The 11,822-nt window shown below is 56.7% G+C and carries 12 protein-coding genes; 3 read left to right on the top strand and 9 right to left on the bottom strand.

The genetic code is table 11. The features are described 5' to 3' along the window. Positions 1–9: 9 nt before the first annotated feature. Both J3R80_RS06680 and hrcA read right to left on the bottom strand, forming a co-directional pair. Entirely contained in the window at positions 10–573 is a 564-nt protein-coding gene (locus J3R80_RS06680) for a nucleotide exchange factor GrpE (RefSeq protein WP_275392986.1), read from the bottom strand. Between the two features lie 10 nt (positions 574–583). Next, entirely contained in the window at positions 584–1,648 is a 1,065-nt protein-coding gene (hrcA, locus tag J3R80_RS06685; protein ID WP_275392987.1) for a heat-inducible transcriptional repressor HrcA, read from the bottom strand. A 72-nt stretch (positions 1,649–1,720) separates the two neighbouring features. Here hrcA and rph point away from each other — a divergent pair, with 72 nt between their 5' ends. Genes rph through hemW form a run of 3 tightly spaced genes read left to right on the top strand, consistent with a single transcriptional unit; the run spans position 1,721 to position 4,189 of the window. Then, positions 1,721–2,431 carry a ribonuclease PH gene (gene rph, locus J3R80_RS06690; protein WP_275393262.1) on the top strand — a complete coding sequence of 237 codons (711 nt, stop codon included), beginning with the start codon at positions 1,721–1,723 and terminating at the stop codon, positions 2,429–2,431. Beyond that, a complete protein-coding gene (gene rdgB / locus J3R80_RS06695; protein ID WP_275392988.1) occupies positions 2,431–3,039 on the top strand; it encodes an RdgB/HAM1 family non-canonical purine NTP pyrophosphatase in 609 nt (202 codons plus the stop codon). The genes rph and rdgB overlap by 1 nt, the downstream gene beginning before the upstream one ends. Beyond that, entirely contained in the window at positions 3,032–4,189 is a 1,158-nt protein-coding gene (gene hemW / locus J3R80_RS06700) for a radical SAM family heme chaperone HemW (protein WP_275392989.1), read from the top strand. Before rdgB ends, hemW begins: the two co-directional genes overlap by 8 nt. Here the strand turns inward: hemW and J3R80_RS06705 are convergent. The 7 genes from J3R80_RS06705 to J3R80_RS06735 all read right to left on the bottom strand — a co-directional run bounded on the left by J3R80_RS06705 (position 4,186) and on the right by J3R80_RS06735 (position 11,552). Then, positions 4,186–5,067 carry a ParB/RepB/Spo0J family partition protein gene (locus J3R80_RS06705; protein WP_275392990.1) on the bottom strand — a complete coding sequence of 294 codons (882 nt, stop codon included), beginning with the start codon at positions 5,065–5,067 and terminating at the stop codon, positions 4,186–4,188. The genes hemW and J3R80_RS06705 overlap by 4 nt on opposite strands. A 1-nt stretch (position 5,068) precedes the next feature. Next, positions 5,069–5,872 (bottom strand): AAA family ATPase, encoded by an 804-nt coding sequence (locus J3R80_RS06710; RefSeq protein WP_275392991.1) that lies wholly within the window; start codon positions 5,870–5,872, stop codon positions 5,069–5,071. Beyond that, entirely contained in the window at positions 5,865–6,485 is a 621-nt protein-coding gene (gene rsmG / locus J3R80_RS06715) for a 16S rRNA (guanine(527)-N(7))-methyltransferase RsmG (protein WP_275392992.1), read from the bottom strand. Before rsmG ends, J3R80_RS06710 begins: the two co-directional genes overlap by 8 nt. Next, a complete protein-coding gene (mnmG, locus tag J3R80_RS06720; protein WP_275392993.1) occupies positions 6,482–8,350 on the bottom strand; it encodes a tRNA uridine-5-carboxymethylaminomethyl(34) synthesis enzyme MnmG in 1,869 nt (622 codons plus the stop codon). Before mnmG ends, rsmG begins: the two co-directional genes overlap by 4 nt. Positions 8,351–8,380: 30 nt before the next feature. Further along, complete coding sequence (mnmE, locus tag J3R80_RS06725; protein WP_275392994.1) at positions 8,381–9,670, bottom strand: tRNA uridine-5-carboxymethylaminomethyl(34) synthesis GTPase MnmE; 1,290 nt, start codon at positions 9,668–9,670, stop codon at positions 8,381–8,383. Positions 9,671–9,698: 28 nt separating this feature from the next. Further along, positions 9,699–10,970 (bottom strand): transcription termination factor Rho, encoded by a 1,272-nt coding sequence (gene rho, locus J3R80_RS06730; RefSeq protein WP_275392995.1) that lies wholly within the window; start codon positions 10,968–10,970, stop codon positions 9,699–9,701. A gap of 132 nt (positions 10,971–11,102) precedes the next feature. Next, entirely contained in the window at positions 11,103–11,552 is a 450-nt protein-coding gene (locus tag J3R80_RS06735; protein WP_275392996.1) for a CopD family protein, read from the bottom strand. Positions 11,553–11,822 lie beyond the last annotated feature (270 nt).

Consider the following 11,822-nt stretch of genomic DNA (forward strand, 5'->3'; position numbering starts at 1 on the left):
TCGATCAGCTTATTTCGGGGTCGAGGACACGCCGACCTGCGCGGGACGCAGCAATCGGTCATGCAACATGAAGCCTTCGCCCATCACTTGAATGATGTCGCCCGACTTGGTGCCGGGCACGGGGGCTTCGAACATGGCTTCGTGCACTTCCGGGTCGAACTTGTCACCTACTTCCGGCGCCAAAAGCCGAATACCGTGTTTTTCAAAAATGTTCAGAAGCGACCGCATCGTCAGCTCAACACCCTCAACCAACGCCTTCGCGCCGTCGCCAGCTTCGCCCGCAGCCTCCAGCGCACGTTTCATGTTGTCGTAAACAGGCAGCATGTCACGTGCCAGCTTCGACCCGCCGTATTGCTCGGCTTCACGGCGGTCGCGTTCGCCGCGTTTGCGCGTGTTTTCGGCATCCGCCAACGCCCGCATGAAGCGGTCTTTGAATTCGTCCCGCTCGGCGCGCAGGGCAGCCAGTTCGTCAACCGGCTCTTCCTCGGTCAGATCAATTTCTACTTCCTCGGTCATCAGCTCTTCGATTGCCGATTCCAGGTTCTCTACTGCTTCGTTCTTTGCGTCAGCCATCTCTTCGCCTTTACCTTCGATCCGAGATCATCTTGCCAATCAGTTGCGCGGTGTAATCGACGATGGGCACGATCCGCCCATAGTTCAATCGCGTGGGCCCGATGACCCCAACCGCACCAATGATCTTTCGATCAGCGTTCATATATGGGGAAACCACCAAAGAGGAACCCGAAAGTGAGAAAAGTTTGTTCTCGGACCCAATAAAAATGCGCACGCCTTCGCCCTGATCGGCCAATTCAAGGAATTCGGCGATGTCGCGCTTGCGCTCAAGGTCGTCAAACAGCGTTTTGATCTTCTCAAGATCGGCCGCCTCGGCGTCTTCCGCCAGCAGATTCGACCGCCCGCGGACAATCAATCGCTCATAAGGCTGGCCTTCGTTTTCCCAAAGAGCCGCACCGCTTTCGACAAGATCCTGGGCCAAAACGTCCAGCTCCTGCCGTCGCTTCTTGATCTCGCGTTCGACCAGCGTTTGCAGCTCGGACAGCGTGCGCCCTTCCGCAAGGGCGTTCAGAAAATTCGCAGCCTCGCGCATCGAGGACGGAGTTTGCCCGATCGGTGGGGTGAACACCCGGTTTTCGACATGTCCGTCAGCAAACACCAAAACCACCAGCGCACGGTCTGCGCCCAGCGATACGAACTCGATGTGTTTGATCGGTGCCTCATGCTTCGGCGTCAGAACAAGACTTGCCCCGGCGGTAATCCCCGACAACGCCGACCCGACGCGATCCATCATCGTGTTGATATTGTTGTCAGCTTTCCCAACAGTCTCATCAATCTTCTGGCGATCATCCTGATCCAGATTGGACACCTCCAGCAACCCATCGACGAACATGCGCAAGCCAAGCTCGGTCGGAATGCGGCCAGCCGAAACATGCGGGCTGTCCAGAAGGCCCATAAACTCCAGATCCTGCATCACGTTGCGAATGGTCGCCGCGCTGACCTTTTCGGTCAGCGCACGGGTCAGTGTGCGCGAACCCACCGGCGCGCCTGTGCTCAGATAGCTTTCAACGACACTTCGGAACACCTCGCGCGAGCGGGCGTTCATATCGTTCATCAGTTCATGACGGTCTTCCATACGCAATCGCCTTGCCTTTTCGCCAGAGCCATGGGTATCACGCCTTTGAACATGAAACAAAGGGGGAAGCCCATGCGCCCGTCAGGTCGGAATCTAGATCAAATGCGCCCGATTTCAATTGAGACCGGGATCACAAAGCACGCAGAAGGATCCTGCATGATCCGCGTTGGCGACACGCATGTGCTTTGCACCGCGTCCCTTGAGGAGCGTGTGCCCCCATTTCTGCGAAATTCCGGCAAGGGCTGGGTGACAGCAGAATACGGGATGTTGCCCCGGTCCACCGGGTCGCGGATGCGGCGCGAAGCTGCGTCCGGAAAACAGGGCGGACGCACCGTTGAAATCCAGCGATTGATTGGCCGGTCCCTTCGGGCGGGCGTTGATCTGGTGGGGCTGGGCGAACGTCAGATCACCGTCGATTGCGATGTGATTCAGGCCGATGGCGGCACAAGATGCGCCGCGATCACCGGCGGTTGGGTCGCCCTGCGTCTTGCCGTGAACAAGCTGCTGAAAGCTGGCGACATCACCACCGACCCGCTGATGGATCCAGTCGCCGCTGTGTCATGCGGCATTTACGCTGGTCAGCCGGTGCTCGATCTGGATTATCCCGAGGATTCAGAGGCCGGTGTTGATGGTAACTTTGTGCTCTGCGGGCCGAAACTGATCGAAGTTCAGATGTCCGCAGAAGGTTCGACCTTCACCCGCGACCAAATGAACGAACTGATGGATCTGGCCGACAAAGGTGTGTCCGAGTTGGTTGCCGCCCAGCTGGAGGCGACGAAGTAATGCGCAGGTTCGGGGGCAAAGAGCTGGTCATCGCAACGCATAATGAAGGCAAGCTGCGTGAGATTTCCGCATTGTTAGAGCCTTTCGGCGTTCAGGTGACATCGGCTGGCGCTCTCGGATTAGATGAACCGGAAGAAACCGAGGATACGTTCGCCGGAAACGCCCGGATCAAGGCGCATTTCGCGGCCAAAGCCTCGGGTCTGCCCGCCCTGTCCGATGACAGCGGCATTATGGTTGACGCGCTTGACGGTGCCCCCGGCGTTTACACAGCCGATTGGGCGGAAACGCCAAATGGCCGTGATTTTCCGATGGCGATGGAAAAGACCTGGCGCTTGCTTGAAGACAAGAACGCGCCCCATCCCCGGAAGGCCCAGTTTCGTTGCACGCTCTGCCTGGCATGGCCGGACGGCCATGACGAACTCTTTGAAGGCAAGGTTGATGGCAGCCTGACTTGGCCAATGCGGGGCGATCTTGGGTTCGGCTATGATCCGATCTTCATTCCCGACGGCCATGACATCACGTTTGGCGAAATGGACCCTGCGAAGAAGCACCAGATGAGCCACCGTGCCGACGCCTTCGCCAAACTTGTGCGGGGCGCGTTTGCTTGAGAATTGGCAAATCGGGGGCTTTGGGCTTTACGTCCACTGGCCCTTTTGCCAATCCAAATGCCCTTATTGCGACTTCAACAGCCATGTCGTCGCGTCGATTGATCACATCGCTTGGCTTGACGCCTATGTCGCTGAAATCGACCGCTACGCTATGGAAACGCCCAACCGTGTTCTCAGTTCGATCTATTTCGGCGGTGGCACGCCCAGCCTGATGGCCCCAGCGACGGTTGCCGCGATCATCGACCGGGCGGCACAGCATTGGACCTTTGCCAATGACGTCGAAATCACGCTGGAGGCCAATCCCGGTTCGATCGAGGCGCGGAACTTCGCTGGATACAAGGCGGCGGGCGTCAATCGGATTTCAATCGGCGTTCAGGCGTTGAACGATACGGACCTGAAACGGCTGGGACGACTGCATTCGGTCAGTGAGGCAAAACAGGCTCTATCCTTGGCCAAATCCCTGTTTGACCGGGTCAGCTTCGACCTGATCTATGCCCGTCAGGATCAATCGCTCGCCGCCTGGCAAGCCGAACTTGAAAGCGCGCTGGCACATGACCCCGACCACCTGTCGCTGTATCAACTGACCATTGAACCGGGCACCGCCTTCGGGGCGCGGTTCGATGCAGGCAAGCTGCGCGGCTTGCCCGAAGAAGATCTGGCGACCGACATGTTTTTCCTGACGCAATCCCTGTGTGACACCGCCGGGTTGCCAGCCTACGAAGTGTCGAACCACGCGAAGCCCGGACAGGAAAGCCAGCACAACCGCATCTACTGGCGATCCGGCGATTGGGTGGGTATCGGTCCGGGCGCACATGGCAGGCTGACACTGAACGGCGTGCGCAGCGCGACGGAAACCGCACTTGCCCCGAAAGGCTGGCTTACTGCCGCCACCTCGGGTCACGGCGAACGTCAGCGCACAGTTATCCCCCGCGACGAGCAGATCACCGAGTTTTTGCTGATGGGCTTGCGAACGACGGAAGGCATTGATCTGCGCCGTATGGAGCAGCAGCTTGATTTCACACCAAATATCAATAAAATCAATGACTTAATTGATCTGGAGCTTATCAGCATCAAAGATCAGCGGTTAATGGCGACCCCAAAGGGCCGCCCGGTGCTAAACGGTATTCTTCGTGAACTGATCCCAGACTAGGACGTCAGTTTTCCGCACAGGGTATCGAGATCATCCAGCGAGCCATAGCGCACTGTAACGGTGCCGCTTTCCCCGCCCACCGCATGGTCGATCTGAACCTTCATCCCCAAAGCAGCTGACAAATCACCTTCAAGCGCACGGGTGTCCGCATCTTTTTCAGGCTTCTGACGCGGTTGATTTGGCGCTGTGGGTTTCGGCGATTTTGCCAATGCCTCGGCGGCACGGACGGACAGGCCCTTGGCAATGATCTGGCGCGCCAGGTCGATTGGATTATCTGCGGTCACCAAGGTTCGCGCGTGCCCCGCGCTCAGCTTGCCGTCGCGCACAAACTCCTGCACCTCTTCCGGTAGGTTCAACAGACGCAACAAGTTGGCAATGTGGCTTCGGCTTTTGCCCAGCGCCTCTGATACCTTTTCCTGTGTGTGACCAAACCGATCCATAAGATCTCGATAGCCTGCAGCCTCTTCGATCGCGTTCAGATCAGCCCGCTGAATATTTTCGATGATAGCGACTTCCAGGGCTTCGGTATCGCTATATTCTCTAATAATAACAGGAAGTTCGTGGAGTTGGGCCATCTGGGATGCCCGCCAGCGGCGTTCGCCTGCAACGATCTCGTATTCACCCTCTGCATCAGGCTTCGGACGCACGATCAGGGGTTGGATTACACCCTTCTCACGGATCGAGGCCGCAAGATCGTTCAGCTGTTCTTCGGTAAACTGACGCCGCGGCTGTTCAGGGTTTGGCGTGATTTTTTCGACCGGCACAACCAGATCGGCGCGACGCGCGGTTTGCGTGTTTGGCGCTTCTTCGGTCGTCACATCGGCCATCAACGCAGACAAGCCGCGACCCAGGCCACGTTGTTTTTGATTCTTGCTCATCTCAGCCTCTTCTATTGCGTATGGACAATTCGGATGCCAGCTCGCGGTAAGCCTGGCTGCCCTTTGACATCGGATCATACATCAGAACGGGCAACGCAAAAGACGGGGCCTCGCTGACGCGGACATTGCGCGGGATCATGGTGTCGAACACAAGTTCACCCAGATTGCCGCGCGCGTCAGCTTCGACCTGACGGGACAGGTTGTTCCGGGTATCAAACATGGTCAACACAATCCCCTCGATCCTAAGATCGGCATTGGCGGTTTGACGCACTTCGCGAATGGTCAACATCAGTTGAGAAAGACCTTCCAGCGCGAAAAACTCGCTTTGCAGCGGGATCAGAACGCTATCCGCGGCCACCAGCGCATTTACGGTAAGAAGGTTCAGCGACGGCGGGCAGTCGATCAGGATATAGTCCAGATCCATCTGGCCCAGCCCCGTCGCCCGCACAGCATCATGCAACAAATGACTGCGCTTTTCGTTCGAGACCAGTTCGATATCCGCCGAGGACAAGTCAGTGGTCGCTGGCGCAATGAACAGGTTTTCGATATCGGTTTCTTGCAAGACATCGGTCAGCGGCGCTTCTTCCAGCAAAAGGTCATATGTTGTGAGTTTTCGATCCGCGACCTCTACACCTAGCCCCGTCGACGCATTCCCTTGCGGGTCGAGGTCGACAAGAAGCACCCTGCTTCCCTTCTCGGCCAAAGCAGCGCCAAGGTTGATCGTGGTGGTCGTTTTGCCCACCCCGCCTTTTTGATTGGTAATCGCAATGATCTTTGGGCCATAGCCATTGATGATATCAGGCACGTCTTAGATCTCCGATCTCCAAAACAACAGCGTTTGGGTTTGTCTTGCTGGGATATGTATCAAGTTCAAACTGCCATTTTTCAAGCGCTTCTTCGACCTCGGCGCGGTAATTCTCGCCTTTCAGGTAAATCGCTGTTCCCCCTGCCTTCAGGTGCAAATCAGCAAGGTCCAGCAGGCTGGTCAGCGAGGTCAGCGCCCTAGCCGACACCACATCCGCCCCCAAAGGCGTAACCGCTTCAATTCGCTTGGAAATAATATCGGCGTTGATACCCGTCTCGCGCACAACCGTTCGCAGAAATGTGGCCTTCCGCAGATCGCTTTCGATGCAGATCGTGTTGCGGCCGGGGTCGAATTCTTGCGCAAGTATAGCCACGATCAGCCCCGGAAACCCGCCGCCCGTCCCCATATCGCACCATGTTGCGACCTTTGGCTGCGACAAACGGAATATCTGCGCCGAATCCAGAAAATGGCGGGTCCACAAAGATGACAGCGTTGATGGCGAGACGAGGTTGATTGCGGGATTCCACTTCTCAAGCAACTTCGCGTAGATATTCAATCGCTCCATTGTTTCACGTGAAACATCAAGCCCGGCAAGGGCGTCTTGGCCCATCATGCTGAACGTTTCCGGCTGGCGCGGCGCAATCTGGCAAGGATCAATGTCAACGCAGCAGGCGTCATCCCCTCGACCCGGGCCGCCTGTGCAAGCGTTCTTGGGCGTGCCAATGTTAGTTTGCTGGCCAACTCATTGGAAAGCCCTTCCATCTCATCATACTGGAAATCGTCCGGAATGCGTTGCGCTTCATCCCGCTGTAGCGCCTCGACATCGCGCGCCTGTCGTTCGATATAATTGGCATACATCGCATCACGCGAAATCTGGGTCTGTATCTCACCTGATACATCCGCAAAAGAGCTGTCCAAATCCGCGATCATCGCATAATCCACCGTCGGAAAGGCCAGAAGCTCAAAAGCGGTGCGCTTTGTGCCATCCTTGCGCACCGTCAATCCCAGTCTTTCCAAATCCTGAGGTGTAAAAGTCCGCCCGGTAAGGGCTGCTTTCGCACGCGCAAGCCCTTCTGCCTTATTTTCAAAGGCATTTTGACGCTCAGGCCCGACACAACCCAAAGATATTCCCAGCGGGGTCAGCCGCTGGTCGGCATTGTCAGCGCGCAGTGAAAGGCGGTATTCAGCCCGCGATGTGAACATGCGGTACGGTTCGGTCACACCGCGGGTGATCAGGTCATCCACCATCACACCCATATAGGAATGCGCCCGCGAAAAGATGACCGGATCACGATTCAGGGCGGTCAGCGCAGCATTCAGCCCTGCGATCAGACCTTGTGCAGCGGCTTCCTCGTATCCGGTTGTTCCGTTGATCTGCCCGGCCAGATACAACCCTGGCACATCGCGAAGTCGCAAGGTCTCGGTCAGTGATCGGGGGTCCACATAGTCATACTCAATCGCGTAACCCGGTTGCAAAATCTCGGCCTGCTCCAACCCGATGATCGACCGGACATAGGCATCCTGCACCTCGACCGGAAGGGATGTGCTGATCCCGTTCGGATAGACCGTGTGATCGTCCAAGCCTTCTGGTTCGAGGAAAATCTGGTGCGAGTCCTTGTCCGCGAATCGAACAATCTTATCTTCGATCGACGGGCAATAGCGTGGTCCGACCCCGTCGATATGACCGCCATACATTGCGGACCGATCAAGGTTTTCGCGAATGATCTCATGGGTTTGTGCATTCGTGTGGGTAATCCCGCAAGAAATCTGCCGCGCCTCGGGTGTGGTGTTCAGGAACGAAAAGACCACCGGGTCATCATCCCCCGGCTGGCTATCCAGAATGTCCCAATTGATCGTGCGCCCATCCAGACGCGGCGGTGTGCCGGTCTTGAGCCGCCCAAGCGGCAGACCAAAACTGTCGATCCGCTCAGCCAGCTTGACCGAAGGACGATCCCCCATGCGGCCACCCGCAGTTTGCTGATCGCCCACATGGATGATGCCCCGCAGGAACGTGCCCGTGGTCAGAATGACGGCATGCGCCGAAATGGTGCTACCGTCCTGCAAGACCACACCACCAACGCGCCGACCATGCATCACAAGATCGGTCGTCTCGCCTTCGATGACGGTCAGGTTCGTGGCTTTCGCGATCTCTTCCTGCATCGCGGCGCGATAAAGTTTCCGATCCGCTTGCGCACGCGGCCCTTGAACCGCAGGGCCTTTGCGTCGGTTTAGCAGTCGGAACTGAATACCCGCGCGGTCGGCAACGCGACCCATCAGGCCATCCAGCGCGTCGATCTCGCGCACCAAATGACCCTTGCCCAACCCGCCAATGGCAGGATTACAGGACATAACACCCAAATCGCTTTTCCGCAGTGTAATCAAAGCGGTGCGCGCGCCAAGACGGGCGGAAGCGTGTGCCGCATCTGCGCCTGCGTGGCCTCCGCCAACGACGATCACATCGAAATCCAAATGTTTCACGTGAAACACTCCATACCCAAATTTCCGCGGCTACTTCCCAAGACAAAAGCTTGCAAAGATTTCATCCAACAGATGCTCTACATCTATGCGCCCAACCAAACTATCAAGGGCGCGAATGGCGGTTCGAATTTCTTCCGCTGCGAACTCGGCCCGGTCTGGCCCATGTTGTAGCTCGATTCGAGCATCCTCCAAAGCGTCAAGCGCGCGTTGCATTGCGATCCGGTGACGCGCCCGCGTTGCAATGCCAGCCCCTTTGACCCGATCTTCCAGCACATTGGCGATACGAGCCACCAGCTTTTCAACGCCCTGCCCCGTCAACCCGGAAACCGCGAGGCCATCCGTGGCGCGCAAATCTGCCTTGCCAAGAACCACGATATCATCGGTCGCTGGATTCAGCGGCATCACTTCATCCATGTCAGTTTTCAGGAACACGCGTAGATCAGCCGCCTTCGCCCGCGAAAGCGCCCGTTCAACACCAATGGCTTCAACGGCATCCTGCGCTTCCCGCAGCCCAGCCGTGTCCAGAATCGTCACAGGCAGGCCTGCCAACTCCATCTGCACCTCGATCACATCACGCGTGGTGCCGGCAACCTCGGACGTGATAGCCGCATCCCGCCCCGCCAGTGCGTTCAGAAGGGTTGATTTGCCAGCGTTGGGTGCACCGACAATCGCGACCTCGAATCCGTCGCGGATGCGTTCGGCGATACGCGTTCCAGCAGTCTCGCTCTGCAATGTCGTCAGAACGCCGTTCAGTAACGCCGTTACTTCGGGCGAGACATCGACGGGCACGTCTTCGTCCGCAAAATCAATCGTGGCTTCCAGCAACGCTGCGGCGCGGATCAGATCACGTCGCCACCCTTCCGCGAGGCCCCCCAACGCGCCGGACAAAATATTAAATGCCTGCCGCCGCTGCGCTTCGGTTTCCGCATCCAGAAGATCGGCAAGCCCTTCGACCTGGGCCAGATCCAGACGTTCATTTTCAAGTGCACGGCGCGTGAACTCGCCCGGTTCCGCCAGGCGAAGATTGGCGTAAGATGACAGCTCATCCAACACTGCGCGCACCACGGCAGTCGATCCATGAAGCTGGAATTCGACCACCGGTTCGCCGGTGAAGCTGGCCCCATCATCAAAACAAAGCACAAGGGCTTCGTCCAGAACATACCCGTCCGCGGCTTTCAGGTTTCGCAACCCGGCCTTTCGAACTGTCGGCAAGCCGCCCGCCATCCCCTGCGCAGCCGAAAACGCGTGTGGCCCGGAAATCCGGACCACGGCGACACCCGATTTACCGCGGGCACTGGCAAGAGAGTAGATCGTATCCATATTTAACCCATTGTTTTATAACAATAAGTTACGTGTTCATTGAATCGAAGAACTCACCGTTGGTCTTGGTTTGCTTCAGTTTCGAAATCAGAAACTCGATCGCGTCCGTGGTGCCCATTGGGTTCAGAATACGGCGCAGCACATAGGTCTTTTGCAAGTCCTTTGCGTCCACCAAAAGCTCTTCTTTCCGCGTGCCGGATTTCAGGATGTCGATGGCCGGGAAGACGCGCTTGTCGGCGACCTTGCGATCCAGAACAATCTCGGAGTTACCCGTGCCTTTGAATTCTTCAAAGATCACCTCGTCCATCCGCGAACCAGTATCGATCAGCGCGGTCGAGATGATGGTCAGCGAGCCACCTTCCTCGATATTCCGGGCGGCGCCGAAAAAGCGTTTCGGGCGCTGCAGGGCGTTGGCATCCACACCACCCGTCAGAACCTTACCAGACGACGGCACGGTCGTGTTGAATGCGCGGCCAAGGCGCGTGATCGAATCCAGCAGGATCACCACATCACGCTTATGTTCTACCAGACGCTTGGCTTTTTCGATCACCATCTCGGCCACCGCAACGTGACGCGACGCCGGTTCGTCGAAGGTCGAGGACACAACCTCGCCTTTCACCGACCGTTGCATGTCCGTCACCTCTTCGGGGCGTTCGTCGATCAGAAGAACGATCAGATAGCATTCCGGGTGATTGGTTTCGATGGAATGGGCGATGTTCTGCAACAGCACCGTCTTACCCGTCCGCGGCGGGGCCACGATCAGCGCCCGCTGGCCTTTCCCGATCGGCGACACAAGGTCGATGATCCGGGCCGAACGGTCCTTGATGGTCGGATCCTCGATCTCCATCTTCAGGCGTTCATCGGGGTAAAGCGGGGTCAGGTTGTCGAAGGCAACCTTGTGTTTCGCGGCTTCGGGATCGCCGAAATTGATCTTCTCGACTTTGGTGATGGCAAAATAGTTTTCGCCCTCGCCCGGCGCCTGGATGATCCCTTCGATCGTATCGCCGGTGCGCATCGAATATTGCCGGATCACATCGGGCGACACATAGATGTCGTCCGGGCCGGGCAGATAGTTGGCTTCGGGCGAGCGCAGAAAGCCGAAGCCGTCCTGTACAACCTCAAGCACGCCATCGCCGCCAATGATCCATTCATCCTCGGCCAGCTCTTTCAGGATCGAGAACATCATCTCGCCCTTGCGCATCGTCGACGCATTTTCGATTTCAAGCTCTTCAGCCATGTTCACAAGCTCTTTCGGGCTTTTGGCTTTCAGCTCGGCGAGGTTCAGACGGTTATCGGACATGAGAATACTCTGGGATTGCCTTAGGACGGCATGCGCATGGCGCTGCGGTCAAAGTAGGAATGGGAAACATGCGTGGCCGGACGGCCCGCGTTAAACGTCACATAAGGCGGATCGCCCCACGAGTCAACGATGCTAGAATTTCATCACGACCGAAAAGACGATGACCAACATCAGGATCGTAGGAAACTCGTTCATCATTCGATATCGCCGCCCCGTCAGCACATTGGTGCCAGTCATGAACTCCTTGCGCCGCGCGCCCAGCCACATGTGAAACCACGTCATAAGGATAACCGACAGGGCTTTGGTCCACGGCCAGATCATTGACCAATCGACAAGGCCCGGTGTGAAGACAAGCAAAAGACCAAACAGCCAGGTGCTGATCATCGCCGGATTCATGATCGCCTTCAGCAGGCGACGTTCCATGGTCTGAAACAGATCATCCGTTTCATTGCCTGATCCGACAACCTCGACATGATAAACAAACAGACGTGGTAAATAGAAAAGCCCAGCCATCCAGGCAATCACGGACACGATGTGAAGTGATTTTGTCCAAGGGTAAATATCGGCCAGAAATTCACCCACTCTCAGCACTCCTGTTCACACGGGTCCGGTCTGCCCTTCTTAAAATAATAAAGAAGAAGAAAGAAAGATGATGTTTATGTAGGGGCTGTGAATAATGGGGATTATTAAGTTGTCCCAGTGTTTGTTAACAGGTGGATAATAAGTGATTGGGTAAGAGGTAAAATACAGTAAGCCATTGTTATAAAATAGAATATGGAAATGTCTATTGGGGATAACCAATAGGATAAATGTCAAGGGTGGGCAAAAAACCTCACCCCCGCAAAAACCACT

The organism is Aliiroseovarius sp. Z3, from assembly GCF_029105185.1.
In the GTDB taxonomy this organism is placed as follows: Bacteria; Pseudomonadota; Alphaproteobacteria; order Rhodobacterales; family Rhodobacteraceae; genus Aliiroseovarius.

Bases quoted from the DNA above. Each gene is read 5' to 3' on its own strand.
- rho (WP_275392995.1), bottom strand. From the start codon at position 10,970: ATGTCCGATAACCGTCTGAACCTCGCCGAGCTGAAAGCCAAAAGCCCG.
- rph (WP_275393262.1), top strand. From the start codon at position 1,721: ATGCGCCCGTCAGGTCGGAATCTAGATCAAATGCGCCCGATTTCAATT.
- rdgB (WP_275392988.1), top strand. From the start codon at position 2,431: ATGCGCAGGTTCGGGGGCAAAGAGCTGGTCATCGCAACGCATAATGAA.
- J3R80_RS06705 (WP_275392990.1), bottom strand. From the start codon at position 5,067: ATGAGCAAGAATCAAAAACAACGTGGCCTGGGTCGCGGCTTGTCTGCG.
- mnmE (WP_275392994.1), bottom strand. From the start codon at position 9,670: ATGGATACGATCTACTCTCTTGCCAGTGCCCGCGGTAAATCGGGTGTC.
- hrcA (WP_275392987.1), bottom strand. From the start codon at position 1,648: ATGGAAGACCGTCATGAACTGATGAACGATATGAACGCCCGCTCGCGC.
- J3R80_RS06680 (WP_275392986.1), bottom strand. From the start codon at position 573: ATGGCTGACGCAAAGAACGAAGCAGTAGAGAACCTGGAATCGGCAATC.
- rsmG (WP_275392992.1), bottom strand. From the start codon at position 6,485: ATGATGGGCCAAGACGCCCTTGCCGGGCTTGATGTTTCACGTGAAACA.